Origin of the sequence: Pseudoxanthomonas sp. PXM03 (assembly GCF_014852005.1) — a bacterium.
Lineage (GTDB): Bacteria > Pseudomonadota > Gammaproteobacteria > Xanthomonadales > Xanthomonadaceae > Pseudoxanthomonas_A.
This window is the reverse complement of the sequence record NZ_JACVAU010000003.1, coordinates 294102-319471: the sequence shown is the minus strand read 5'-3', so window position 1 is coordinate 319471 and position 25370 is coordinate 294102. Positions and strand designations below refer to the sequence as shown.

Here is a 25370-nt window from a genome sequence, read left to right as displayed (position 1 = left end):
GATGCTCAGTTGGGGAAGACGGGCGAGTTGAAGAACCGGCCCAGCCAGCCCATCGAGTTGGACTGAGCGATGGCGCCGCGGCCGCCGAAGGCGATGCGGGCGTCGGCGACCTTGCTGGAGGCGATGGTGTTGTCGGTGCCGATGTCCGCCGGGCGCACGATGCCCTGGATCTGCACCAGTTCGTCGCCCTGGTTCAGGCGCATGTTCTTCTGGCCCTGCACGACCAGGTTGCCGTTGGGCAGGCGCTGGATCACCGTGACGGTCACGCTGCCCTGCAGGCGGTTGCTCTGCGCGCTGTTGCCGGCGCCGCTGAAACCGCGGTCGCCATTGACCGAGGCGCTGAGGATGTCGCGTCCGTTCCAGGTGACCGGGGCACCGGCGATGTTGGGCGCGGCCATGCTGATCTCGCTGCTCTTGTCGACCGAGGTGGTGGCCGAGGTCTGCGCGGCGGTGTTCTCCACCAGGTTGATCGTCAGCAGGTCGCCCACGTCGCGCGCGCGGCGGTCGGCGTAGAGGTTCAGGCCGGGGCCGGCGCGGTAGATGGAGCCCGCGGTGGCCGGTGCCTGCGCGGCGACGATGGGCTGGATGGGCTGCATCGGCGCGTACGGGCGCACGTCGCCGTAGTAGCGTGCGCAGCCCGGCAGCAGCATCAGCGCGCAGGCGAGGGTGGTGGCGGACGTGGAGCGCTTCATGGCGATTCCCGGTATGCGTGGGTCAGACGTTGTTGTTGAGGTAGCCGAGCATCGAGTCGGTGGTGGAGATGGCCTTGGCGTTCATTTCGTAGGCGCGCTGGGTTTCGATCATGCTGACCAGCTCTTCCACCACGTTGACGTTGGAGCCTTCCAGTGAGCCCTGCACCAGGCTGCCGAGGCCGTTGAGGCCGGGGGTGCCGTTCTGCGCAGGACCGGACGCGGTGGTCTCGACGTAGAGGTTCTCGCCCTTGGCCTGCAGGCCGGACGGATTGACGAAATCGGTGAGCGTCAGCGAGCCGATTTCCAGTGCCTGCGCCTGGCCGGCCATGGTCACGCTGACGGTGCCGTCGTTGCCGATGGTCATCGACTGCGCACCCTCGGGCACCTGGATGCCGGGTTGCACGGGGTAGCCGCTGTTGGTGACCAGTTCACCCTGTGCATTGATCTGGAACGAGCCGTCGCGCGTGTAGGCCGGTGAACCGTCGGGCAGTAGCACTTCGAAGAAGCCGCGGCCGTTGACCATCACGTCCAGCGAGCGGCCGGTCTGCTGCGGGTTGCCCTGCTGGAAATCCTTGGAGGTGGATACGACGCGTACGCCAGTGCCGAGTTGCAGGCCGGAGGGGAGCTGGGTCTGCGAAGAGGTGGAGCCGCCGGGCTGGCGCACCTGCTGGTACAACAGGTCTTCGAAGCTGGCGCGGTCGCGCTTGAAGCCGGTGGTGTTGGTGTTGGCCAGGTTGTTGGAGACCACGGACATGCGCGTCTGTTGCGCATCCAGTCCGGTCTTGGCGACCCAGAGGGCTTGGTTCATGGCGTGGTTCCTCGCGGTGAAAGGGGTGGAATCGCGCGATGCGGTTCCTCGCCTCCTCTCAGGCAAGTCCTGTGCCGAAACGGGTGTCGTGGTTCTGGCGCGGGGAGCGGCGCCGAAGTGGGACCGTGGGCATGGCCTCGGACCATATGCCGGCATTTTTCTGGCGGCGGGGCCTGTTCAAGCCCCTCTCCCATCGGGAGAGGGGTTGGGGTGAGGGGCAACGAAGCCGGTCTACCCCGGCCATCAGCGACGTCTCCGCATCCGCTGCTCACTCGAAACGCACGCTCATGATGAACGTGTTGAGTGCGTCTTTCGTAGGCGGGGCTTTGGGTCAGGCATGGCGCCGCTCGCCGCGGGGGCGTCCCTTTCTTTGCTCGTGCAAAGAAAGGAACCAAAGAAACACGCCCCAGGCGGCACGCCCGCCGCTGCGCTTCGGGTCCGCGAGCGGTCCGGGAATTTTCGTAAGGCACATCCATGTGCCATACGAAAACGCCGTCATCCATGACGGCGCCCTTCGGGTTGTACCCGGCCCACTCGCCGTGCCTCATGGGGACCCCGAAGCAGCGGCAAAAGCACGCGCGGAGTTCTCGACTTTGATTCTTGGGGCCCCTTAGGTCCGGCAGTCGCGGCGGATGAAACCCCGCAGGGGCGGCGCACAGGGATGTGCGCCGTTTTCGGCCAGGGCAGGATGCCCTGTCCGAAAATTCCCGCCGGGACTGCGAACCCGCCGCGCAGCGGCGGGCGGACCGCCGGGGTGTGTTTCTTTTGCCTACTTTTCTTTGCACAAGCAAAGAAAAGTAGGGCCCCCGCGGCGAGCGGCACCATGCGTCGGAAAAGTAAATCCATCCCGCAAGGCCATCGAACCAAAGGTTCGCCGCGGATGTGGTGACAGCCGATGGCGGCCTGAAGACACGGGCTCCGTTAGCCCTCACCCCAACCCCTCTACCGCAGGGAGAGGGGCTAGAAAGGGATCAACCGCCCAATCGCAGCAACTGGTTCGACGACTGCGCCATCTCGTCGCCGCTGCGGATCACCTTCACCTGCATCTCGAACTGCCGCTGCAACTGGATCATCTGCACCAGCGCACCGGCTGCATCCACGTTGCTGCCTTCCAGCACGCCCGTGGTGAGACTGTTGCCATTGGCGACCGGCAATGCCGGTGCCTGCGGATCGGAGGGCCGCATCAGGCCATCGCCACCGCGCGACAACTGCTGCGGCGTCGCCTGGACCACGCGCATGCGCCCGACAACAGCCATCGTCTGCGGGCCTTCGCCCTGCGGAACGATGGATACCGTGCCATCGGCGCCGATGTCGATGGACTGCGCGGGCGGTACAGCAATCGGATTGCCGTTGTCGTCCAGCACCGCCCGACCGCCGGCAGTGACCAGCTGGCCGTTCGGGGTGACGCTGAGCTCGCCATTGCGCGTGTAGGCCGTGCCACCGTCGGCTGCCTGCACGGCAAGCCAGCGGTTCGGCTGCAGTGAGACGTCGAGGGAGCGGCCGGTGACCATCTGCGAACCGGTCCGCGAATCGAAGCCGGGATCGATCAGCATCGCGTCCACGCGTGAAGGAAAGCCCTGTCCCTGGATCTTGAATGCCTCGGTGCCGGCCAGCGCGGCCTTGAAGCCCTTGGTGTCCACGTTGGCCAGGTTGTGCGACACCGTGCCCTGCGCCTGCAGCGAAGCGCGGGCACCGGTCATTGCGACGTAGAGGGCTTTGTCCATGGAAGGCTCGTGATGGGTGATTGGTGAATCGTGATTGGTAAGGGCGGGAGCGGGATCTGTCGCGGGTGCTGACGGCGAGCCGGCTTGCCGTTCTTCAGATGTCAGCTCTTTTGCGAATCACCCCTCACGCATCACGAATCACCTGATGTTGATGACCGTCTGGGTGATCTGGTCCTGCGTGGACAGCATCTGCGAGTTCGCCTGGAAGTTGCGCTGCGCCACGATCATGTTCACCAGCTGCTCGGTCAGGTCCACGGTCGAGGCTTCCAGTGCGCCGGAGGCCACCTGGCCGAAGTCCGAGGTGCCCGGCGCCCCGATGCGCGGCTCACCGGAGGCGAAGCTGTGTGTCCAGGTGTTGTTGCCCTGCGATACCAGCCCCTGCGGGTTGGTGAAGTTGGCCAGCCCCACCTGCCCGATGGCGCGGTCCACGCCGTTGGAGTAGCGCGCATACACCACGCCCTCCGGCGAGACGCTGAACTCGTTGAGCTTGCCGGTGGCATAGCCGTCCTGGTTCTGGATGCGCTTGGCGAACTGTTCGCCGTACTGGGTGGTGCCGCTGATGTTCAGCGTCATGTTCAGCACGCCCGCGCCGGTGCTGGGCGTGAACGGCGACAGCGTCACCAGGCCGTTGGCCGGCGCGGTCAGCGTGCCGTTGTTGTCGAACTGCACGTTGGTCGGTGCACCCATCGAGGTGCCGTCCACGTATACGTGCATCTGCCACTGGTTCGGGGTCGGCGTCTTCACGTAGTAGACGGCCTGCTGGTGGGCCACGCCGAGCGAGTCGTAGACGGTGACCGAGGTGGTCTCGTTGTAGCTGGCGCTGTCGGTGGGCGAGAACGGGGCGATCGTCGGCTGCGCGGCATTGCCGGGCAGGGTGACGCCGAGGTCGACGTTGGTGGTGGGCGCAGGCGCGCTGTCGGTGGTCAGCAACTGCAGGTCGACCAGGTTGCCGGTGTCGAAGCCGATGCCATCGGCGCGCGGCGGGAACACCTGCAGGCGGTAGCCGTCCGGCGTGGTGACGTAGCCGTTCGGATCGCGCTGGAAGTTGCCGGCGCGGGTATACACGTTCGTCCCGTTGTTGCTGACGGTGAAGAAGCCTTCGCGGTCCACGGCCAGGTCCAGATAGCGCCCGGTCTGGTTGATGTCGCCCTGCGAGAACTGCTGCGCGACGTTGGTCACGCGCACGCCCGCGCCGATGCCGTTCTGCAGCAGGCCGTAGCCGGTGGTGGAGAACACCTCGGCGAACTCCGCGCGGGACTCCTTGAAGCCCGTGGTGTTGACGTTGGCGATGTTGTGCGAGGTGACGTTGAGGTCGGCGTTGGCCGCCCTCATGCCGGACAGCGAGCTGTTGAAAGCCATGGATGACTCCTTGCAGGATGCGGTGGGAGTGAGGGGGTCAGGACGCCGACTTGCCGATGCGCAGCACGTAGTCGAGCGGAGCGGTGCCCAGGCCGGGCAGGTTGAGGTACAGGCCGTCGGAGCCGATGGTCACGCTGTCCACGGTGGCGTCGACGTAGGTGTTGAGCGCAGTGCCGGTGCCATCGGTGGCGGTGTGCGTGGCCTTGATGGAGTACGCACCGGCGGCGGCGCGTTCGCCGTTGGCCTTGATTCCGTCCCAGGTGAAGGCGGTTTCGCCCTTGCCGGTGGACTCGACGTCGAGGGTGTCGACCACCACGCCGCTGGCATCGGTGATCTCGAACGTGACCTTGCCTGCGCCGGGCGACATCACCAGGCCGCTGGCATTGCCGGTGGCCGGCAACGCGACCGAGTCGGAGGGCACCACGACGGCGTGACCCACCAATGCGGCGCCCTTCAGCACCTGGTCGCCGGTCAGCGCCGAGGTGAAGCCGCCGACGGTGGTGTTCAGTTCGCTGATGCCCTGCACGGTGGAGAACTGCGCCAGCTGGGCGACGAACTCGCTGTTGGACAGCGGCTTGAGCGGATCCTGGTGGCTCAGCTGCTCGGTCATCAGGCGCATGAAGTCGGCCTGGCCCAGCGTGTCGGCCTTCTTGGTCGTGGCAGCGCCCGACGTGGCGTTGTTGATGGCGGCGAACGGATCGCCATTGATGGTGGTCATGTGCGTGGTCGCTCGGTGGCAGGGCGTCAGCGGCCCATGGTCAGGGTGGCCAGGGCGAGTTCCTTGGCGGTGTTCAGTACTTCCACGCCGGCCTGGTAGCCGCGTGATGCCGAGATCAGGTTGACCATCTGCGCGACCGGATCGACATCGGGCGCGTAGACGTAACCATCGCCATCGGCCATCGGGTGGCCGGGCTCGTAGCGCTTGATCGGCGGTGCTTCGCTCTGGGTGATCTCCTTCACCTGCACCGATGTCAGCGAGCCGTCCGCATTCAGAGGGCGCGCCTGGAAAATCGGCTCGATGGGCTTGTAGACCGCCTCGGGCGAGGATGCGATGGAATCCGCGTTGGAGAGATTGCTGGCGATGGTGTTCAGGCGCACCGATTGCGCCTGCAGCGCGGAACCGGCGACGTCGAAGATGGGCAGGTTGCTCATGGCGCGTCCCCTTACTGGCCGGTGATCGCGGTGAGCATGGTGCGCACCTTGGATTCGATGAAGCTGAGCGAGGCGCGGTATTCCAGCGCCGCGCGGCCGTAGGCGGCGCGTTCGGTATCGGCGTCGACGGTGTTGCCGTCCAGGCTGGGCTGCACGCCGGCACGTTCGAAGATGCGCGGGGTGGCATCGAGCAGGGTCAGGTGCTGCTCGCTGGTGGTCAGCAAAGAGGAGGCCTTGGCCGCCGCGCTCTCCAGCGCGGCCTGGAAGTTCAGGTCCTTCGCCTTGTAGTTCGGCGTGTCCGCGTTGGACAGGTTGCTGGCGATCAACTGCATGCGCTGCTCGCGCAGGGGCAGGGCCGCTCCGTGGACACCCAGGTAGTTGGAGATGGGATTGGACATGGCACCGCTCCGGCAGACCGTTGCCGGGGATGCTGCAAGGCGTGTGCCAGGACGGGGCAGGTCGGCATCCCGGCAGGCAGTGATTCCCTGTGCCGTCATCCCAGCGAACGCTGGGATCCATCTTGATCCTGCCCTTTGCCTCTTGCCTCTTCCGTGGGAAAAGCAAATGGGTCCCAGCGTTCGCTGGGACGACGATCAGGCCGCCATCTGCGCCGCAACCACCTGGTTCAGGCGGAACAGCACGTGCTCGGCCAGTTCGTGCGGGCTGTACTTCGCCACGAAGGCATTCGCGCCCACGCGTTCCACCATGGCGTTGTTGAACACGCCCGAGAGGGAGGTGTGCAGCAGCACGTACAGGCCGGCCAGGCCGGGATGGCGACGGATTTCCGTCGTCAGGGTGTAGCCGTCCATGGCGGGCATCTCGATGTCCGAGATGACCATGGCGTAGCGCTCGGCCGGATTCTCGCCGGCGGCGTGTACCTGCAAGAGGTGGTCCAGCGCTTGGCGGCCATCGGACAACAGGGTGGTGGTCACGCCCAGTTGCTCCAGCACGCTGCGGATCTGCGAGCGCGCCACGCGCGAGTCGTCCACCACCAGCACCTGCAGCGGCGGTGCGTCCGCGGGCAGGGCCATCTCCGGCGCCAGGGTGGCGTCCATGCGCGACTGGCAGATGTCGGCCAGGACGCTTTCCACGTCGATCACCTGGATGAGTTCGCCCTGGAAGCGCGTCACGGCAGTCAGGTAGCTGTTCTCGGCGCCGAGTTCCGGAGGCGGGTGGATGTCTTCCACCGCGATGTTGACGATGCGTTCGACCCCGCTGACCAGGAAGCCCTGCACGGAGCGGTTGAATTCGGTGACCACCAGGTAGTTGGGGGTGTTCTCCGGATTCGGGTCGCGTTCGGGGTGGCGGATGCTCAGGCCCAGGTCCAGCACCGGCACCGAGCGGCCGCGCACGTCGGCCACGCCGACGAATTCGGTGGGCAATCCGGGCAACTGGAACAGATCGGGCCGGCGCAGGACTTCCTGCACCTTGAAGACGTTGACGCCAAAAAGCTGACGCCCGCCCAGGCGGAACAGCAGCAGGGCGAGGCGGTTGTGGCCGGCCAGGCGGGTGCGCTGGTCGATGCGGTTGAGCAGATCCTGGGTCATGCACAGCATATCGGCATCTTCGAGGGGTGCTTGAGCGTCGTTGCTTGTTCCTTCTCGCCGCCTGCACAGGGAGAGGGGAGTGTTGTCAGAGAGTCAGGCTCTGGCACGCCCCTTGCAGCCTCCCGGCCGATGAACCTCCGGATCCCGCCCATGCTGCGCCTGACCCTCGCCCTGATCGGCGGCCTGACCGCATGCACCGTGCTGGCGGCCGACTTCCAGACCGTGGACAGCATCAAGGCGGCCGCCCTGGGCGCCCTGCCTGCCGGCAGCGAGGCCGAGGCCACACTGGACGCCGCCTTGCGCCTGCCACGCTGCGACGCATCGCTGGTGGCACGCGTCCAAGGTAGCCACAGCGTGGAAGTCAGCTGCCCGGATGGCTGGCGCCTGTTCGTGCCGGTGCGGGTACGCCGCAGCCAGACCGTACTGGTGCTGAGCCGCGGCATCGCGCCGGGCGAAACGATCACCGCCGACGCGTTCATTCCCGAAACCCGCGACGCGTCGCGCATCGTCGGCACCGCCGTTGCTGATCCATCCCAGGCCTTGGGCCGCGTGGCACGGCGCATGCTGTCGGCAGGCACGGTACTGTCGGCCACCGATCTGGTCGCCCAGCGCCTGGTCCGCCGCGGCGACAACGTGGCGCTGGTGTCCCGTCGCGGCGGGGTGGAAGTGCGCGTGGCCGGCAAGGCGCTGGCGGATGCCGGCGAGAATGAGCGGGTGACCGTGGAGAACCTGTCCTCGCGCCGGGTGGTGCAGGGCGTGGTGGGCCCGGGCGGCGACGTCTGGGTCAACCGATGAAAAATGTGCGACATCGCCCTCAAGTTGTTCAGGGGGCGGCCGATACCGAACGCGGGTGGAAGGAAACCGGGCAGCATCGGGTCCTTTCTCGGAAATGCGGCATCCGTCACTAAAGTCGGATCAGTCGCGGCCGATATCTCCCATGAACCCTGTTACAGGTGAACCGACATGAGCCAGAAAATCGAAGGCACTCCCCCCGCCGCCGTACGCACCACCGGTCCCGTCAGCGGGCGTGTTGCCAACGCGGGTGCCGACCGTTCCAGGCCGGTGGAAGCCAGCGCCGGTGGTGACAGCCTGCGCCTGACCGGCGAGGCCGCCAGCCTCCAGGCCATGCAGCGCGAGCTGTCCACTGCGCCTGCCATCGACAATGCCCGCGTGCAGGCCGTGCGCGAAGCGCTGCAGGCCGGCACGTACAAGGTCAATCCCGAGGCCATTGCCGACGGGATGCTGCGACTGGACGACCAACTGGGCGGTTGATCGCGATGACACCGGCCCCCCTCCAGCGACTCTCCGCGGCACTGGGAGAGGAGCGTCGCGCCATCCTCGAGCATGATGTCGAGGCACTGGTGCGCGCAACGCAGGAGAAGCTGGAGGCATTGCGCGCGCTGGAGGCGGCCGCGGCCGGCTTCGGCTTTCCCGATGAACTGCAGGGGCGGCTCGCCGAACTTGCCGAGATGAACCATGCGAACGGCATCCTGCTGGCCCGGCGCCGCCGCGAAGTGAACTGGGCACTGCGCCATCTGGGTCGCACAGAGAGCAGCGGCGCCTACGACGCGCAGGGCCAGACCGCGACCCTCTCCGCCACCCGCCCGCTCGCGGTTGCCTGAGCCTGGTGCCGGATCCGCAAACTGCGACGCCGCAACTTGCCGCTCCAGCGGCCGCGCCGGATACTGGTGCCCCATCGCCGCCGCCCGATGCGTCCTTGGCCACCGCACCTCCCTCGAACCCACCGTCCAGAGCCTGCACTGCGGATGACGTCCCGACCTTCGCCGATCTGAAGGCGTTGGCCGAACTGATGGACGACGGCTACCTGTTGTGCCGTGGCGACGCCCGTCCGTTGCACGCCAACGCGGCGGCGCGCGCACTGGTGCAGGATGCTCCCGATGTGCTCGGCGCCCTGTCGCGGCTGCTGCCGCCCGACGCCATTCCCACCGCGCGCCAGTCCGGCCGCTGGAACGGCGACCTGGCCCTCGACGACGGCCTGGTGCTGCAGGTACGCGCGTACTTCCATGACAACCCGGGCGGCGGCCACTGCCTGATCGTCTTCCACGACGTCAGCGAAGCGCACGCGCGCCAGCAGGAACTCCAGCGCCGGCACGCGCAGCTGCGGCAGACGCTGGTGCGCCTGGCCGGCACGCAGGAACAGCTGGTGCAGTCGGAGAAGATGGCCTCCATCGGCCAGCTTGCCGCCGGCGTTGCGCACGAGATCAACAACCCGATCGGCTACGTGCACTCCAACCTCGGCTCGCTGCAGGAGTACCTGCACAGCCTGTTCTCGCTGATCGAAGTCTACGAGCGCGCGCTGCGCCTGCCGGACCCGAAGGCGATGCTGCCCGAGATCGAGGACCTGCGCGCGCGCTACGACATCGACTTCATCACCGGCGACCTGCCGCAGCTGATGTCCGAGTCGCGCGAGGGCATCGAACGGGTCACCGCGATCGTGCGCAACCTGAAGGACTTCTCCTACTCGGGCCGCGACGACAGCTGGAAGTCCGCCGACCTGCATGCCGGCCTCGATTCCACCATCAACATCATCTGGAACGAGCTGAAGTACAAGGTCACCCTGGAAAAGCACTACGGCAAGCTGCCCCTGGTGCAGTGCCGGCCGTCGGAATTGAACCAGGTGTTCATGAACATCCTGCTCAATGCCAGTCATGCCATCGACGAGCGCGGCACGATCACCGTCGCCACGGGCGTGGAGGGCGACGAAGTCTGGATCGAGATCCAGGACAGCGGCCATGGGATACCCGACGACATCGTGCAACGCATCTTCGACCCGTTCTTCACCACCAAGCCGGTGGGCAGCGGCACGGGCCTGGGCTTGTCGATCTCCTACGGCATCGTGAAGAAGCACAACGGCCGCATCGAAGTGCGCAACGAGCCCGGCTCCGGCGCCTGCTTCCGCATCATGCTGCCGATCCGGCAGCCGGCCGTCGACGCGGCATGAGCGATTGACGCGTATCACGGTAGGAGCGACGTAAGTCGCGACCGGAACAATGCGGTGGTCGCGAGCGTGGGTTCGTGCGATGAACCACTCGCAGAGTGTTTGATTTCCGCGGTCGCGACTTACGTCGCTCCTGCAGAGGGCGAATCGAAGAACGCCAGCTTCTTCGCGCGCGGCATCCGCTTGAGCTGTGCTTCCGCGCGCGACGCTGCGCTGCGATCCGGATAATCGCGGCTCGCCAGCACGCGTACCGGCGGATTCGCCCGCGTGTACTTGGCGCCCGTACCCGCCACATGCGCAGCGTAGCGCGCGTCCAGCCGGTTGGTGATGCCGGCGTAGTACGCGCCATTGCGGCACTCCAGCAGGTACACGCACCAGCCGTCCTGTGTTCCGGTGCGGATCTCAGGCATGCGCACGATGGTGCGGCTGGTGCTCGTAGGTGGTGAACGCCTGGCGGATGTGTTCGCGCAGGTCGTCGTCGTTCCACGGTTTGGTCAGGAAGCGGTAGATCTCGCCGCGGTTGATCGCCTCGGTCACCGTGGCCAGGTCGGTGTACCCCGACAGCACCAGGCGTATCGTGTCCGGATACAGCATGCGCACGCGGCCCAGGAACTCGGTGCCGCTCATGTCCGACATGCGCTGGTCGGACAGGATCACCTGCACGTCGTTGGTCGCCAGCAGTTCGAATGCGTCGGTGACGTTGCTGGCGGCCAGGATGCGGTAGCCGTCGCGGCGGAACAGGCGCACCAATGAACGCAGGATGTTCTCTTCGTCGTCCAGCAGCAGCAGGGTGCGATCGGGCTTGGTGGCGGCGAAGGCATCGGCGCGCAGGTAGCGGCGGCGCAACACCGCGCCGGCATCTTCGGCCGACATCGGTTCGCCGAACAGGTGGCCCTGGAACATGTCGCACTGGTTCCTGCGCAGGAATCCCAGTTGCACGTCGGTCTCCACGCCGTGTGCGATCACCTTCATGCCCAGCTGGTGGCCCATCGCGATGATGGCGCAGGTGATGGCCACCTCGCGGTTGCCGGACGGCACGCCCTTCACGAAGTTGCGGTCGATCTTGATCTTGTCCACCGAGAAGCGGACCAGCGAGTCCAGGTTGGAATCGCCCATGCCGAAATCGTCCAGCGTCAGCCGCACGCCTTCGTGGTGCAGTTGCGCCAGCGTGCGGTGGACCAGGTTCATGTCCTTGGCCAGCGCGTTCTGGCGGACTTCCAGCACCACCATCTGCGGTGGGATGCCGGCCTCCTGCATGGCCTCCAGCACTTCGGACACGAAGCTGGGGCGCAGCAGCTGCAGCGTCGACACGTTCACCGCGATCTCGAAATCGTCGAAGCCCCAGTCGCGCCAGACGCGTGCCTGCTTGAAGGCATTGCGCAGCACCCAGTCGCCGATCTGCACGATGACGCCCAGCTTCTCGGCCACGTGCATGAAGCGTTCCGGCACCAGCAGGCCGAGCGCGGGCGAGTACCAGCGCAGCAGCGTTTCCATGCCCACCACGCGGCCGTCGTGGGCGTTGATCTGCGGCTGGTAGAACAGGCGCAGTTCGTTGTGCTGGATGGCGTTGACGATCTGGCGGGCGATGATGCTGTCGCTGCGCGCGGTGATCGCGGCGCCGCGCCGGTACAGGCGCACCAGGTTCATGCCCTCGTGCTTGGCCTGTTCCATCGCGCTTTCGGCGCACTGCAGCAGGCCGGAGGCGGTGTCCGCATGCTCCGGGCACAGCGCGATGCCGAGCGTGCCGGTCAGGAACAGCGTGTAGGGCAGCACCGTCATCGGCAATTCGATCTGCTCGCGCAGGGCATCGCCGAAGCGTTCCGGCGGCAGCGTGCCCGGCAGGCGCGGCACCGCCACGATGAATTCGTCGCTGCCATGGCGCCAGGCGCGTGCTTCCGGGCCGAGTGACCGCTGCAGCCGGTCGCTGAGGATCGCCAGCGCTTCATCGCCGACTTCCACGCCCATGTTCTCGTTGATCGAGCGGAAGTGGTCGATGTCCAGGTACAGCAGCATCAACGGCGTGCCGTCCGCATTCGCGGTGTCGACCATCCGCTGCAGGTCGGGTTCGCCGGCGCCGAGGCGGGGCAGGCGGGGCAGGTGGGCGTGCTCGGTGTTCAAGCGGCGTCGGTGGGCGTCACGGGTGCAGGCGCATAGGGTAGGCGAAGTTGCCATCGGCTGCCGCGCCCGCCGCTGCTGGATTCCAGCCCGCCGCCAAGCGTCGCGGCCAGGGCCTGCAGCAGCGGCAGTTCGGTGCATGCCGCGTCGACATCGGCATCCAGGGTGACGGCGAGTCCGCCCTCGGCATCGGCGTCGCCGGCCAGCGCCAGCGCCAGCCGGCCTCCCGCACCCGCCACCGCGCGCATGGCGACCTGCGCGATCCGGAACGCCACCAGCGCCGTGTCGGCCGCAGGCATGTTCGGCAACGGAGCGAGTGTCACCGCGGTGCCGGGAAACACGCGTTCGTGCTCGGCGCGCAATGCGGCCTCCAGCCCGATCGCTTCCAGCTGGGGCGGGTGCAGCGTGGCATGCAGGTCGCGCAGGATCGCGACGGTCTCGTCGCAGGTGCGGATGATGTCCTGCAGGTCTTCCTGCTGCTGTGCCGGATCATCCTCGGACTGCACCAGGTGCACGCCCATCTTGATCGCCGACAGTGCCTGCCCGACCTGGTTGTGCAGGGCGCGCCCCACCTGGAGGCGTTCGGCTTCCTGCAGCCGGAACAACTGCAGCAACAAGGGGGAGGGAAGCGGCGGGTTCGACATCGTCAGCAGCGGTGCGATCAGCCTGCAGTATGCCAGTGGCGATCCGCAGCCGGGCATGCCGCCGCCCGGAACGCGACGGGGCGACCAGATCCTGGTCGCCCCGTCGGGATTTAGTGGTGTGCGGACGCTGTCGCGGTCAGAACAGTTCCACCGTGCCGGCACCCATGTTCTGCTGTGCGACCGGCTTGTGCGGCGGGCGTTCCCACTCGGTGCGCTGATCGCGCAGGCGGTTGCCGATCAGGCGCAGTGCGCTGAGCAGTTCGTTGTCGGTCGCGCCGCCGGAGCGGTGCAGGAGTTCCTGCAGGGCGAGGGCTTCCTTGTTGATCGCGGTCAGGCGGTCAAGGTGGGTGTTCGCACTTCCCAGCGACTGGGTGGCGATGTCCTCGAACTGCAGCGAGCGGACGGCATCGGCCACGCTGGCGTCGATGGCATGGCCGCACATCGAGACTTCGCGCATGCCATCACCCAGCGAGGCGTTGATCGCGGCCACCTGGTTGAGCATGCCGGCGGCCTCGGAGCGCGCCTCGCGGGAGCGGTCCAGGTCGCGCGAGGCCATGTTGGAGACCGTGTCGCGCACCTTGGCGATGGATTCCTTGGAGCTGTGCGCCAGCTTGCGGATCTGTTCGTTGAACGCGGTGGAGCGCTCGGACAGGTTGCGCACTTCGTCGGCGACCACGGCGAAGCCACGACCGGCCTCACCGGCACGGGCGGCCTCGATGGCGGCATTCAGCGCGAGCAGGTTGGTCTGGTCGGCGATGGACTTCACGTCTTCCAGCAGCGAGAAGATGCCGTCCAGGTGCTGGGCCATGTCGTCGATGTGGTGCACGGTGGTGCCACTCTGGCCGGCGACCTGCTCCAGCGCCTCCACCAGCTGTTCCATGCGCTGGCTGGCGTTCTGCGCGAAGCGCGCCACGTCCACGCCGGCACGGTCGCCCTCGCCATTGCGGTCGATGATGCGGGAGATCGCGGCACTCTGTTCGCGCGACTTGCGGTTCATCGCATCGAAGCTGCCGCCGAGGTTGCTGACGGCTTCGCGGATCAGCTCGCGGGCGCGGTCGATCTCGCTGCGCGAACCTTCGATCTCGTTGTTGACGAAGCGGCGCAGCTCGGTGAGCAGCGCATCCTGTTCGCGGATGACGGTGGCGTGCTCGGGCGACACCACGTGGCTGTTGACGGCCGTCAGCCAGGCGAAGATCAGCCAGGCCAGCGTCAGCGAAGTCAGCAGGGCCCACTGCAGCGCGTTCGGCCAGTCGAAGGCGACCGACAGCGGGAACAGCAGGGTGAGGATGAGGGGTGCCGCAAGACGAACCAGGATGCGCGAGTACATGGGTGCTCTCTGATGAAGCTCACTGTTGAGTATCGGCCGTAGGGATCGGCTCTTTAGGCGGGAAATCGGGTGGTTTTTCGATCCCCCGCGATCTGTGACGGGCGTTGCGACCTTCTGTAGGAGCGACGTGAGTCGCGACCGCCGCAGGGAGGGGCCATTGGCATTGACGGAGTGGGATGCTCGCCCGCCACAGCCCCTTGCCTGTATCGCGAGCCAGGGTAGCGTCGGCCGTGCGGTCGCGACTTACGTCGCTCCTGCAACGGCGCAGCGCCTCAGGCGATCGCTGCCGCCAGGTCCAGCAGGCGCTGCGCGATGCGTTCCAGCGGCAGGGCTTCCTTGGCGGCGCCCAAGCGCATGGCGGCGCCGGGCATGCCCCAGACCACGCTGGTGGCTTCGTCCTGCACCAGGGTCGGCGCGCCGGCCTGGCTCATTTCCAGCAGGCCGCGCGCACCGTCGTCGCCCATGCCGGTGAGGATGGCGCCCACCGCGTTGCCGCCCGCGCTCTGCGCGACCGAGCGGAACAGCACGTCGACCGCCGGCTTGTGCCGGTTCACCGCCGGGCCGTCGTCGATCCGGCAGCGCCAGCGCGCACCGTCGCGGATGACCCGCATGTGCTGGCCGCCAGGGGGCAGGTAGGCGTGGCCGGGCAGGATGGCTTCGCCATCGCTGGCCTCGCGCACGGCCATGGCCGAATGACGGTCCAGCCGTTCCGCGAAGGCGCGGCTGAAACCGGCCGGGATGTGCTGGGTCAGCACGATGGCCGGCGCGTCGGCGGGCATCTGTTCCAGCACCACGCGCAGGGCTTCGGTGCCACCGGCGGAGGCGCCGATGGCGATCAGGCGGTCGGTGGTGCGGAAGCGCAGGGCCGGAGGGGATGGCAGTGCGGTATCCAGGCCGACGCGGGGGGCGCCGGTGCGGGCCAGCGGGCGGACACGCGCCTTTGCGGCGGCCTTCACCTTGGCGATGATCTCGTCGGCATACGCCTGCAAGCCGCTGGCGACGTCAAGCTTGGGCTTGGACACGAAATCCACCGCACCCAGCGCCAGCGCCTGCAGCGTGGTGTCGGCGCCACGCTCGGTCAGCGAGGAAATCATCACCACCGGCATCGGCCGCAGGCGCATGACGTTCTCCAGGAACGCCAGCCCGTCCATGCGCGGCATTTCCACGTCCAGCGTCATCACGTCGGGATTCAGGCGCTTGATCTTGTCGCGGGCCAGCAGCGGATCGGCGGCGGAACCGACGACTTCGATGCCCGGATCGCGCGAGAGGATCTCGGTCAGCATCTGCCGCACGACCGCCGAGTCATCGACGATCAGCACCTTGCAGGAGGAAGGACTACTCATCAGAACAGCTCCACGCCTCCGGTGACCGGCGCCCTCGACAGGCGGGCGCGGGCGGCGGATTCGGCGGCCAGGACCTCGGCATCATGGGCATGCGGCAGGCGCTGCACGACCACGCGGCCGGTGTTGGGGAAATACCAGACCTTGCGCGGATGGATGCCGCGCAGGTCTTCGGCGACCACGGGAATGCGTTCGGCATCCAGGTACTTGCGGACGAACTCGGCATTGCGCGTGCCGACCGGGTTGCTGGTGAAGCCTTTCAGCACGTTGGCACCGCCGAAGACCTTGGCCTCCAGGCGGTTGCGCGCGGCACCCCGCTTGAGCAGGTCGTTGATCAGCAGTTCCATCGCGAAGCTGCCGTAGCGCGCGGGCGCACCATCGCCCACGTTGCCGTCCGGCAACAGGAAGTGGTTCATGCCGCCCAGCTTGAGCAGCGGGTCGCGGATGCAGGCGGCCACGCACGAGCCCAGCACGGTGACCAGCGCGGTGTCGTTGTCCACCACCAGGTACTGCGTGGGCAGCAGCTTGGCCGCTTCGGTCTTGAAGCGAGCGTCGTGGTAGCGCATCACGCTGCCGTCGGCGAACGAGGCGGCGGCTGAACTCATGCGCCGGTCCCGGCGCGGCGGTACAGCGTGCGACCGCAGGGCTGGATGATGTCGGCGGCGTGCAGGTAGTTTTCCGAGTGGCCGGTGTACAGCATCCCGTCTTCGGCCAGGTGCGGCACCAGGCGCGCCAGGATGCCGCGCTGGGTGGGCTTGTCGAAATAGATCATCACGTTGCGGCAGAACACCGCGGTGAACGGGCCGGCCACGTCGTAGCGCGCGGTCAGCAGGTTGAGCGGGCGGAACGCGATCAGCTGGCGCAGGGCCGGATGCACGCGGCACTTGCCTTCGTTGGGGCCGCTGCCGCGCTGGAAATAACGCCGCTTCAGGGTGTCGTCCAGGCCGGCGATGCGCTCGACCGGATAGACGCCGCGTTCGCCGGTGGCCAGCACCTGGGTGTCCACGTCCGTGGCCAGGATGCTTACCGGCGGGGTCAGCGTGCCGTAGGCCTCGCAGGCGGTGATGGCGATGGAGTAGGGCTCTTCGCCGGTGGACGCGGCACATGACCAGATCTTCAGCGGGCCGTCGTTCCGGTGCTTCGCCAGTTCTTCCTGCAGCCGCTCGAAGTGGTGCGGCTCGCGGAAGAACGAGGTGAGGTTCGTGGTCAGTGCGTTGGTGAACGCCTGCCACTCATCGCCACCGTCCCGTTCCAACTGGTCGAGGTAATCCTTGAAGCTGCGCAGGCCCAAGGCGCGCAGTCTGCGCGACAGGCGGCCATAGACCATGTCGCGCTTGCCGTCGGCCAGGGCGATGCCGGCGCGCTGGCGGATCAGGTCGACCACGCGACGGAAGTCGCGGTCGTCGAACTCGAAATCGCGTCCTGCCGATCCTGCCGCGCCGTCGTCGGCGGGAAGCGGCGCAGGGGTCCGTCGTGTCGTGGCAGCCGGAGCAGGGGAGCGGGTACTGACGGACATCGGATTCTCGACGGGACGGATGAGGCTAGGGGCGTGGCGGGACCCTTTCCCTGCCGCAGGGACAGGGAAAGGGAGCTGTTGCCGGGATGCGATGCAAACCGCGTGCCTCAGAATTCCTGCCAGTCGTCGCCATCGGCCAGGGCGGGCTCCAGCATCGACGGCGTGGCGGCGCGCGGCGCGGGCCTGGACGGAGCCGGGGCTGCTGCCTTGGCCGGCTTGGCGACCGCGGCGGTCGGGGCGGCGTGGGCATGCAGCTTGAACACCGACACCGACTCGCTCAGCGCCTGTGCCTGCTCTTCCATCGAACGGGCGGCGGCAGAGGCTTCTTCCACCAGCGCGGCGTTCTGCTGGGTGGTTTCGTCCATCTGGGTGATGGTCTGGTTGACCTGTTCGATGCCGGCGCTCTGTTCCTGCGAGGCGGCGGAGATCTCGGCCATGATGTCGGTCACGCGCTGCACGCTGGCGACGATCTCGCCCATCGTCGCGCCCGCCTGGTTCACCAGCTTGGAGCCATCGGCCACCTTGTCCACCGAGGTCTCGATCAGGCCCTTGATCTCCTTGGCGGCATTGGCGCTGCGCTGGGCCAGCGTCCGGACTTCCGAAGCGACCACCGCGAAGCCGCGACCCTGCTCGCCGGCACGGGCGGCTTCCACGGCCGCGTTCAAGGCCAGGATGTTGGTCTGGAAGGCGATGCCATCGATGACCGAGATGATGTCGGCGATCTTCTTCGACGACTGCTCGATGTCGCGCATCGTGGTGACGACCTTGCCGACCACTTCACCGCCTTGCGAGGCGACACCGGCGGCGCCGATGGCCAACTGGTTGGCCTGGCGGGCCGACTCGGCATTCTGGCGCACGGTGGAGGTCAGTTCCTCCATCGAGGCGGCGGTCTCTTCCAGGTTGGCGGCCTGCTGTTCGGTACGGCGCGACAGGTCGTTGTTGCCCGATGCGATCTCACCGGCCGCCGTGTTGATGCTGGTGGCCGCCATCTGGATGCCGCCGACGATCTCGGTCAGCTGGGCGACGGTGGCGTTGGCGTCATCGCGCATGGTGGCGAACACGCCGTGGAAGTCGCCTTCCATGCGTGCGGTCAGGTCGCCGCGTGCGATGGCCTGCAGCAGTTCGGAGACCTCGGCCAGGTTGCCGTCGGTGGTTTCCATCAGCTGGTTCAGGCCGTCGATCATGTCGCGGAAGTCGTACTGGTACTTGTCCACGTCGCCGCGCTGGCTGAAATCGCCGGAGGAAGCGGACATCGCCAGGCGCTTGATCTCGCCGTTGATCGCCGACAGGTTGGCCTTGGTGGCGTCCATCGTCTCGGTGAGGTTGGCCTTCTCGCCCGGCAGCTTGGGCATGTCCAGGCTCAGGTCGCCGATCGAGTAGCGCTGCATGATCTTCAGCGCGTCGCCGATGGCCTGCAGGTGCGAGGCGACCAAAGCGTTGGTGTCGCGCACCATGCGGCCGTACTCGCCCGGGAACGCACTGTCGTCCATGCGGTAGCTGATCTGGCCCTCGTCGTGGCGCGCGGCCATTTCGCTCTGGGCGGAAATCACCGACTGTACCTGCGTCTGCATGCGCTGCATGGCGGTCAGCAGCTGGCCCACTTCGTCCTGGCGGCTGGTATCGATCTTGCCGTCCAGCTTGCCGGCGGACACATCATTGGCCACGCGCACGGCTTCGCCGACGGCGCCGGCGATGGCGCGGGCGAAGAACCAGGCCAGGGCCAGGCCGCCCACGATGCCCACCAGCAGCATGATGACCATCAGCGTGCTGGAAGCAGCGAAGGTGCTGTCGGCGCTGGCGCTGGCCGTCTTGGCCTGCTGGTCGACCACGTTGACCAACGTGTTCAGTGCCGCGACCGCCTTCCGGTGCTGGTCGCGCGTGGTGCCGATGAAGGTGTCCACGGCGTCGTCCGGCAGGCCGAGGTCCAGCATCTCCTGCACTTCGGCATACGACTGCTTGGCTGCCTTCCACTCCTTGACGAAGGTGTCGTAGGCCTTCTTTTCGTCCGGGCTGATGATCAGCGTGGCGTAGTCCTTGATGGACTGCTCGATCTTCTTCTCGGTCTGGGCGGCCAGCGTCTTGGCTTCCGCCTTGACGGCGTCGCTGGCGCGCACATGCTGCCGGTAAGAGGTCGTGCGGTATTCGCCGATCAGGTTCTGCAGGTCGCCCGCGGCCTTCACGCTGGGCAGGACGTTGCCGGTCACCTCGGTGGTGGCGCCGTTCAACGAGTTCAGGCCGACGAAAGCGGCGATGCCCTGTACCAGCATCAGCGCCAGCACGGCGCCGAAGGCGAGCATCATCTTCGTCGTCAGTTTGAGGTTCTTGATCCGCTGCATGGGATTCTTTTTCCTTTACCGGTGGCGTGCCGCGCCGCTCTCAGGTGCGACCAGGGCGGGCAGGGCGTGGCGCCCTGCCGTTGGAACGGATCAGCGGATCGTCGCCAGCTTCAGGTTGGCCGGCGAACTGACCACGATTTCGGCGCGCGAGTTGTCGCGCTCGATGGCGCCGATCACGCAGACGTCCTTGCCTTCCAGTTCTTCCGGGGCCGGCTTGAACTTGGCGCGGGCATCGCCCGGGATGCGTGCGGTGAAGGTATGGCGCGGGAAGTTGCCGCCCATGTACAGGAAGGTCGGCGTGCCTTCGGAATTCTCGGCGAAGCGGGCCTTGCCCACCTTGCCGCACACCGTGCCGTTCTTGCCCGCGAAGCGTGCGGCCATGTCGGCGGGGATCGCGTTGTCGACCTGCGACTGGCTGTTGGCCGGCGTCGCGGGCATCAGCAGGGCGGCGCCGACGACGGCGATGGACAGGGTCAGGGCGGATGCGATTTTCATTCCAGTAACTCCGGATGGACAGAAGAGGGGTAACGACTCACTGCCTGAGATCGGCCCGCCTTGGCCAAACTTGAGGCGAAGGCGTGGTGCGGGATCGTCCGTGTGCGCGACTGGGCGCTGGGTCACACTTTCCGGGGGTCGGGGCGAACACCGGTCGCGCGGCGCTGCACTTACCCGGGTGCGCCGGCTTCGGTTTCGACTTCGCGGGCTGCGGTGTAGCCCTGTGTTTCCAGCCACTGTTCCAGCGGACCGGGTGGCAGCGGTGGTGAGAACAGATACCCCTGCAGCACGGGAAAGCGCTGCTCGGTCAGGAAGCGGTGTTGCGATTCGGTCTCCACGCCTTCGGCGACCACCTTCATGCCCAGGCTTTCGCCGATGCGCAGCACCGATGAGGTCAGCGTGCGCGCAATGGCGCTGGTGTCGATGTCGCGCACGAAGCTCTGGTCCAGCTTGAGTTCGCTGATGGGCAGGCGGTGCAGGTGGCTGAGGCTGGAGTAGCCGGTGCCGAAGTCGTCCAGCGACAGCCGCACGCCCAGCACGTAGATGGCCTCGATGTTCTCGAGCACGTCCGGGTCCGGGTCCAGCATGACGCTTTCGGTGATCTCCAGCGTCAGGTCGCCCGGCTCCAGGCCATGCTCGTCCAGCAGGTCGGAGATCTGCAGGGACAGCTCCGGATCGCGGAAATTGATCGCGGAGACGTTCACCGACACGCGCGGGATGTCGATGCCGCGCTGCTGCCAGTCGGCCATCTGCGCACACGCCTGGCGCAGCACCCACAGGCTGAGATCGGCGATCAGTCCGCATTCTTCGGCCACCGGCACGAAGCGCGCGGGCGGAATCACGCCGAGCTCCGCGTGGTGCCAGCGCAACAGTGCTTCCACGCCATACAGCTGCCTGCCGTCGCAGCCGCCGACCTGGGGCTGGTACTGCAGTTTCAGCTGGTCCAGCCGCAGCGCCTCGCGCAGCGCGGTCTCCAGCGAGACGCGCTCCTGCGCCAGCCGGTTCATGTCGACGCTGAAGAAGCGGAAGCTGCCGCCGCCATCGGTTTTCGCGCGGTACATCGCCATGTCGGCATGACGCACCAGCAGGTCGATGTCGCGGCCGTCGTCCGGGAACATCGCCACGCCGATGCTGGCACTGGGGTGCAGGGTCATCAGGCCGGCGGCGGTCGGCGCCGCGATGGCCCCCAGCAGGCGCTCGGCCACGCTGCCGGCATGCTCGGTGCTGCACATCGGCAGCACCGCGACGAATTCGTCGCCGGCCTGGCGTCCGACGATGTTGATGCCGCCGAGTTCCTCGCTCAGGCGCGCGGCGACATCGCGCAGCAGGCCGTCGCCGGCCGCGTGCCCCTGCGCATCGTTCACGCGCTTGAAGCGGTCCAGGTCGATGAAGAGCACCGCGGCGGTGCCGTTCACCTGGGCGACGTTGGCCAGCGCCTGTTCGGCCTTGGCGCTGAACATGATGCGGTTGGGCAGGCCGGTCAGGGTGTCGTAGAACGCCAGCTGGTGCACGCGTTCGTTGGTCTGCTCCCGCTCCAGGGTCAGCGAGCACAGATGCAGGCAGGTATCGGCCAGGCGTTCGTGCAGCTCGTCGGGGCCCCGGTTCTCGCGGTAGTAGAACGACAGCGTGCCCAGCACGCGGCCGCTGCTCGACTTGATCGGATGGGTCCAGCAGGCGCGCAGCCCGAGCGGCGAGGTGAGGTGGCGGGTGTTGGCGCACAGCGGATCGCTGGCGATGTCCTTCACCAGCACCGCGCGGCCCCGCCAGGCGGCGGCACCGCACACGCCGGCACGCGGGCCGATCGCCATGCCGTCGATCTTGCGTGCCCAGGCTTCGGGCAGGCTGGGCGAGGCGAGGGCGTGCATCAGCCCCTCGTTGTCCACGGTGATGATGGAGACCGTCAGTTCCGGCGCGATGTGCTCCACCTCGCGGCAGATCAGCGTCATCACGTCGGCCACGCTCCATTCGTGCACCAGCGCATCCAGCACCTTGTTGTGCAGCACCTGGTGCATCTTGGTCTGGGTGATGTCGCTCAGCACGCTGACCAGGCCCAGCAGTGTCCCGTCCTCGTCGTGCACGGGGTTGATCGCGGCCGACAGCCACAGCGGGCGGCCCGACTTGGTGTACAGCAGCACTTCCGTCTGCAGGCCTTCGCCGGCCTTCATCGCCTGGCTGATGCGATCGTCCAGGGTGGCGTCGGTATGCGCGCCGGACAGCAGCTGCGAGGGCTTGATCCCGCGCAGCTCTTCAAGCCGGTAACCCAGCATGCGGGTGAAGCCGCTGTTGACGTAGACCACTTCGCGGTCTGGTGCGCTCACGAAGATCGCGTTGTCGCTCTTGTCCACCACGATCGACAACTGGCGCAGGCGCTCGAGCTGGCGCTTCTGGTCGCTGGTGTCGCGCACGAAGGCGGTGTGGAAGACCTGCGTGCCCAGTTGCACCTTCGACATGGAGACCGAACAGGCGACCTCGCTGCCGTCGGGCCGATGCAGCACAGCATCCCGATGGCTGCCGAGCAGTTGCGCCAGCGCGGCGTCGGCGGTGTTGTCCGCCTGGGGGCTGGACAGCAACCGGGTGAACGGCATGCCATGCACATCTTCGCGCAGGCAGCCCCAGAGGGCTTCCGCCGCCGGATTGAACAGCACCACCCGGTGGCGCCCGTCGATGACGAACGCGGCGTCGACGGACTGTTCCAGCACGTGCCAGAGGCTCTCCGTGGGGAGATCCGTGGACGCCTGTGTGTCGCGCACCGATGTCAGCGAAGTCAGCGTGCGGCGAAGCATGCAGTGTCCTCGCGGCGCACTTGCGTGCAGCGGCTGGCGTCGTCGGTGGCGGAGGGTGCGACGGTCATCGGGTGCCAGGGAAGAGGGCCTTCTGGTGACATATCGGCCGGAGTCCGGGTTACTTGAAGGCGGTCACGGAACAGGGCGCGCGCCGGGCGCGCCCGGCGGCTCAGAACTCCTGCCAGTCCCCATCGGCGAGTGCCGGTTCGGGCTTGCGGGCGACCGGCTTGCGGGCCACGGCCTTGGGCGTCGCCACCGGCCGCGATGCCGCGGCAGCCGTAGGGGCCTGGCGCACCGGGGCACGGGAGGCGGCCTGCAGCTTGAACACCGACACGCTCTGGGTCAGCGCACCGGCCTGTTCTTCCATGCTGCGGGCAGCGGCGGTAGCTTCTTCGACCAGTGCGGCGTTCTGTTGGGTGGTCTCGTCCATCTGGGTGATGGTCTGGTTGACCTGCTCGATGCCGGCCGACTGTTCCTGCGAGGCGGCCGAGATCTCGGCCATGATGTCGGTCACGCGCTGCACGCTGGCGACGATCTCGCCCATCGTCGCGCCCGCCTGGTTCACCAGCTTGGAGCCATCGGCTACCTTGTCCACCGAGGTCTCGATCAGGCCCTTGATTTCCTTGGCGGCATTGGCGCTGCGCTGGGCCAGCGTCCGCACTTCCGAAGCGACCACCGCGAAGCCGCGACCCTGTTCGCCGGCACGGGCGGCTTCCACGGCTGCGTTCAGGGCCAGGATGTTGGTCTGGAATGCGATGCCGTCGATGACCGAGATGATTTCGGCGATCTTCTTCGACGACTGTTCGATGTCGGTCATCGTGATGACTACGCGACCGACCACCTCGCCACCCTGCGAGGCGACACCAGCGGCGCCGATGGCCAGCTGGTTGGCCTGGCGGGCGGACTCGGCGTTCTGGCGCACGGTGGAGGTCAGTTCCTCCATCGAGGCGGCGGTCTCTTCCAGGTTGGCGGCCTGCTGTTCGGTACGGCGCGACAGGTCGTTGTTGCCCGATGCGATCTCACCGGCCGCCGTGTTGATGCTGGTGGCCGCCATCTGGATGCCGCCGACGATCTCGGTCAGCTGGGCGACGGTGGCGTTGGCGTCATCGCGCATGGTGGCGAAGACGCCGTGGAAGTCGCCTTCCATCCGGGCGGTCAGGTCGCCATCGGCGATCGCACGCAGCAGCGCGGACAACTGGGCCAGGTTGCGGTCGCTGATCGCCATCATCGCGTTCAGGCCCTGCACCATCTGGCGGAAGTCGTGCTGGAAGCGCGCCTCGTCGCCGCGGGCGCTGAAATCGCCCGCCGCAGCGGCCTGCGCCAGGCGCTTGATCTCGGCATTGATGGCCAGCAGGCTCTGCTTGGCTGCGTCCATCGCTTCATGCAGGAACGCACGCGTGCCCGGAAGGCGGCGCGCATCCTGGCTCAGGTCGCCGTTGGCGTAGCGCTCGAGGATGCCGATGGCATCGCGGAAGGCGTCCAGGTGCTCGAACATCATGGTGTTGATGCCGCCCGCCAGCTCGCCGTACACACCGGGGAAATCCTCGGGCATGCGATGGCTGATGTCGTCGGCTTCGTGCAGGCGGATCATCACGTGCGTTTCCTGCGAGAAGCGTTCCAGCATGTGCACCATTTCGTCGGTGGCCTTGAGCATCTGGCCCACTTCGTCGCGGCCGTGGTGGCCCGTGCGGACGCTGAGGTCGCCACGCGAGACGCCGCGGATGGCGGAGAGGGCGCGCGCCACCGGTTCCAGCACCGACTGCCCGATCACCCAGCCGATCGCCATGCTCAGCAGCACCAGCAGGCCGCCGGCGATGGTCATGATGAAGGTGAACTGCAGTGCCTGCGCCTGGGTGTCGTCGATGTAGACGCCGGTGCCGATCACCCAGCCCCACGGCTGGTACAGCGCCGCATAGGAAGTCTTCGGCACGGGGTCTTCCTCGCCCGCCTTGGCCCAGCTGTAGTCGACATGGCCACCGCCTGCGCGCGCCACGCGGACGAACTCGGGGAAGATGCGCTTGCCATCCGGGCTCAGCACGTCGTCCAGCGGCTTGCCGATCAGGTCGGGACGGGTGGGGTGCATCAGCATGGTCGGTGCTTCGTCGGTAACGAAGAAGTAGTCCACGCCCTTGTTCGCCTGCATCGAGGCGAGCGTGGCCAGCGCGCTTTCCTTCGCCTGGGCTTCATCCAGGGTGCCGGCCTGCACCTGCTTCGCATACCCCTCGATCACGCCCAGCGCCATCTCGGTCTGCGCCTTCAGGCCGGCCTGCCGCGTTCCGGTGAGATCCAGGTACTGCATGCGCGCCGCCACCACGGCCAGTGCGATGGTGCCGATGGCGACCAGCGCGGTCTGGATGAGGAACTTGCGCTTCAGCGGCAGGTTGGAGAGCAGGGCGGCGATCTTGGCGTTGAACGTCATGGCGGGGTCTCTGGCGACAGGCCGGGTGGCCTGGGCATGCGGATTGCGGGGGCGGATTGCCCTCACCGTTGATAGCGGCCCGGGTCGGCGGAATTTCAGTGGTTTTTCGCGCCCCTACGACGAAAGGCGGGGAGTCCGGATGCCGGCGGCCGCC

General features: G+C 67.3%; 23 protein-coding genes. 4 read left to right on the top strand and 19 right to left on the bottom strand.

Going from position 1 to position 25370, the window contains the following annotated elements; translation table 11 throughout:
- Window positions 1-5: 5 nt before the first annotated feature.
- The 8 genes from flgH to IB223_RS15690 all read right to left on the bottom strand — a co-directional run bounded on the left by flgH (window position 6) and on the right by IB223_RS15690 (window position 7282).
- Window positions 6-692 carry a flagellar basal body L-ring protein FlgH gene (gene flgH / locus IB223_RS15725; protein ID WP_192202697.1) on the bottom strand — a complete coding sequence of 229 codons (687 nt, stop codon included), beginning with the start codon at window positions 690-692 and terminating at the stop codon, window positions 6-8.
- A gap of 22 nt (window positions 693-714) precedes the next feature.
- On the bottom strand, window positions 715-1500 hold the full coding sequence (gene flgG, locus IB223_RS15720; RefSeq protein WP_185896369.1) for a flagellar basal-body rod protein FlgG: 786 nt from the start codon (window positions 1498-1500) through the stop codon (window positions 715-717).
- 971 nt (window positions 1501-2471) lie between these two features.
- Window positions 2472-3224 carry a flagellar basal body rod protein FlgF gene (locus IB223_RS15715; RefSeq protein ID WP_192202696.1) on the bottom strand — a complete coding sequence of 251 codons (753 nt, stop codon included), beginning with the start codon at window positions 3222-3224 and terminating at the stop codon, window positions 2472-2474.
- Between the two features lie 138 nt (window positions 3225-3362).
- Window positions 3363-4583: a flagellar hook protein FlgE gene (gene flgE, locus IB223_RS15710; RefSeq protein ID WP_192202695.1), complete on the bottom strand. Its 1221-nt coding sequence runs from the start codon at window positions 4581-4583 to the stop codon at window positions 3363-3365.
- 37 nt (window positions 4584-4620) lie between these two features.
- Window positions 4621-5301: a flagellar hook capping FlgD N-terminal domain-containing protein gene (locus IB223_RS15705; protein ID WP_192202694.1), complete on the bottom strand. Its 681-nt coding sequence runs from the start codon at window positions 5299-5301 to the stop codon at window positions 4621-4623.
- Window positions 5302-5327: 26 nt separating this feature from the next.
- Entirely contained in the window at window positions 5328-5735 is a 408-nt protein-coding gene (flgC, locus tag IB223_RS15700) for a flagellar basal body rod protein FlgC (RefSeq protein ID WP_142124952.1), read from the bottom strand.
- Window positions 5736-5746: 11 nt separating this feature from the next.
- Window positions 5747-6133 (bottom strand): flagellar basal body rod protein FlgB, encoded by a 387-nt coding sequence (flgB, locus tag IB223_RS15695; RefSeq protein ID WP_192202693.1) that lies wholly within the window; start codon window positions 6131-6133, stop codon window positions 5747-5749.
- 195 nt (window positions 6134-6328) lie between these two features.
- A complete protein-coding gene (locus IB223_RS15690) occupies window positions 6329-7282 on the bottom strand; it encodes a chemotaxis protein (RefSeq protein ID WP_192202692.1) in 954 nt (317 codons plus the stop codon).
- Between the two features lie 150 nt (window positions 7283-7432).
- On the opposite strand from IB223_RS15690, the gene flgA reads away from it, so the two are divergent.
- The 4 genes from flgA (at window position 7433) to IB223_RS15670 (ending at window position 10244) form a co-directional block, all read left to right on the top strand.
- A complete protein-coding gene (gene flgA / locus IB223_RS15685) occupies window positions 7433-8077 on the top strand; it encodes a flagellar basal body P-ring formation chaperone FlgA (RefSeq protein ID WP_192202691.1) in 645 nt (214 codons plus the stop codon).
- A gap of 168 nt (window positions 8078-8245) precedes the next feature.
- On the top strand, window positions 8246-8554 hold the full coding sequence (flgM, locus tag IB223_RS15680; protein ID WP_192202690.1) for a flagellar biosynthesis anti-sigma factor FlgM: 309 nt from the start codon (window positions 8246-8248) through the stop codon (window positions 8552-8554).
- 5 nt (window positions 8555-8559) lie between these two features.
- Window positions 8560-8904 (top strand): flagellar protein FlgN, encoded by a 345-nt coding sequence (locus IB223_RS15675; RefSeq protein ID WP_192202689.1) that lies wholly within the window; start codon window positions 8560-8562, stop codon window positions 8902-8904.
- A 188-nt stretch (window positions 8905-9092) separates the two neighbouring features.
- Window positions 9093-10244: an ATP-binding protein gene (locus tag IB223_RS15670; RefSeq protein WP_192202796.1), complete on the top strand. Its 1152-nt coding sequence runs from the start codon at window positions 9093-9095 to the stop codon at window positions 10242-10244.
- A gap of 119 nt (window positions 10245-10363) precedes the next feature.
- Here IB223_RS15670 and IB223_RS15665 read toward each other — a convergent pair whose 3' ends face one another.
- The 11 genes from IB223_RS15665 to IB223_RS15615 all read right to left on the bottom strand — a co-directional run bounded on the left by IB223_RS15665 (window position 10364) and on the right by IB223_RS15615 (window position 25216).
- The gene (locus tag IB223_RS15665) at window positions 10364-10651 is read right to left on the bottom strand and encodes a GIY-YIG nuclease family protein (RefSeq protein ID WP_192202688.1); all 288 of its coding nucleotides are present in this window, start codon (window positions 10649-10651) and stop codon (window positions 10364-10366) included.
- Window positions 10644-12290, bottom strand: coding sequence for an EAL domain-containing protein (locus IB223_RS15660; protein ID WP_225591151.1), 1647 nt, complete (start codon window positions 12288-12290; stop codon window positions 10644-10646). The genes IB223_RS15665 and IB223_RS15660 overlap by 8 nt, the downstream gene beginning before the upstream one ends.
- A 65-nt stretch (window positions 12291-12355) precedes the next feature.
- Window positions 12356-13057, bottom strand: a complete 702-nt coding sequence (locus tag IB223_RS15655) for a histidine kinase (protein WP_192202686.1) — start codon at window positions 13055-13057, stop codon at window positions 12356-12358.
- Between the two features lie 79 nt (window positions 13058-13136).
- The gene (locus tag IB223_RS15650) at window positions 13137-14327 is read right to left on the bottom strand and encodes a methyl-accepting chemotaxis protein (RefSeq protein ID WP_192202685.1); all 1191 of its coding nucleotides are present in this window, start codon (window positions 14325-14327) and stop codon (window positions 13137-13139) included.
- Between the two features lie 272 nt (window positions 14328-14599).
- On the bottom strand, window positions 14600-15670 hold the full coding sequence (locus tag IB223_RS15645) for a chemotaxis response regulator protein-glutamate methylesterase (protein WP_192202684.1): 1071 nt from the start codon (window positions 15668-15670) through the stop codon (window positions 14600-14602).
- A complete protein-coding gene (gene cheD, locus IB223_RS15640; protein ID WP_192202683.1) occupies window positions 15670-16272 on the bottom strand; it encodes a chemoreceptor glutamine deamidase CheD in 603 nt (200 codons plus the stop codon). The genes IB223_RS15645 and cheD overlap by 1 nt, the downstream gene beginning before the upstream one ends.
- Window positions 16269-17183, bottom strand: coding sequence for a CheR family methyltransferase (locus IB223_RS15635; RefSeq protein WP_192202682.1), 915 nt, complete (start codon window positions 17181-17183; stop codon window positions 16269-16271). Before IB223_RS15635 ends, cheD begins: the two co-directional genes overlap by 4 nt.
- 107 nt (window positions 17184-17290) lie before the next feature.
- Window positions 17291-19519: a methyl-accepting chemotaxis protein gene (locus tag IB223_RS15630; RefSeq protein ID WP_192202681.1), complete on the bottom strand. Its 2229-nt coding sequence runs from the start codon at window positions 19517-19519 to the stop codon at window positions 17291-17293.
- 90 nt (window positions 19520-19609) lie between these two features.
- On the bottom strand, window positions 19610-20014 hold the full coding sequence (locus IB223_RS15625; RefSeq protein WP_192202680.1) for a hypothetical protein: 405 nt from the start codon (window positions 20012-20014) through the stop codon (window positions 19610-19612).
- A gap of 170 nt (window positions 20015-20184) precedes the next feature.
- The gene (locus tag IB223_RS15620; RefSeq protein ID WP_192202679.1) at window positions 20185-22797 is read right to left on the bottom strand and encodes an EAL domain-containing protein; all 2613 of its coding nucleotides are present in this window, start codon (window positions 22795-22797) and stop codon (window positions 20185-20187) included.
- A 169-nt stretch (window positions 22798-22966) separates the two neighbouring features.
- Window positions 22967-25216, bottom strand: a complete 2250-nt coding sequence (locus IB223_RS15615) for a methyl-accepting chemotaxis protein (RefSeq protein WP_192202678.1) — start codon at window positions 25214-25216, stop codon at window positions 22967-22969.
- Window positions 25217-25370 lie beyond the last annotated feature (154 nt).